We start from the raw sequence: 582 nt of genomic DNA, 5'->3' as shown, positions 1-582 counted from the left end.
GCAAGCGGGTCCGGCGGCTCATGGCGATCATGGGCCTGCGGGCGATCTACCAGAAGCCGCGCACGACCGTGCCCCATCCGGAGCATCGGAAATATCCATATCTGCTACGGGATCTGGTCATCAATCGGCCTGACCAGGTCTGGTGTTCCGATATCACATATATTCCCATGAAACGGGGATTTCTCTATCTCGTGGCGATCATGGACTGGTTCACGCGCAAGGTCCTGTCCTGGCGTCTGTCGAACACGATGGACGTGGAGTTCTGTATCGAGGCGCTACAGGATGCCCTCATGCGCTATGGCGCCCCGGACATTTTCAATACTGACCAGGGGTCGCAATTTACGACACCCCGTTTCACCGGGATACTGGAAGAGCGTCAGATCCGCATCAGTATGGACGGGCGTGGGCGATGGCTGGACAACGTGTTCATCGAGCGTCTGTGGCGGTCGCTGAAATATGAATGCGTCTACCTGCACGCGTTCGAGACCGGATCAGAGCTGAGGGCCGGGCTTGGCAGATGGATCGCCCATTATAACGAAAGGCGTCCGCATACGGCGCTGGCTGGACGTACGCCCGATGAGG

General features: G+C 58.4%; 1 protein-coding gene. It reads left to right on the top strand.

What is annotated here, in order from left to right; translation table 11 throughout:
• The coding region (locus GOB85_RS18955; protein WP_173578885.1) for an IS3 family transposase at positions 1-582 on the top strand (582 nt) is incomplete at both ends.

This window comes from Acetobacter fallax, from assembly GCF_011516735.1.
Taxonomy (GTDB): Bacteria; Pseudomonadota; Alphaproteobacteria; order Acetobacterales; family Acetobacteraceae; genus Acetobacter; species Acetobacter fallax.
This window is presented reverse-complemented; position numbering and strand designations above follow the sequence as displayed.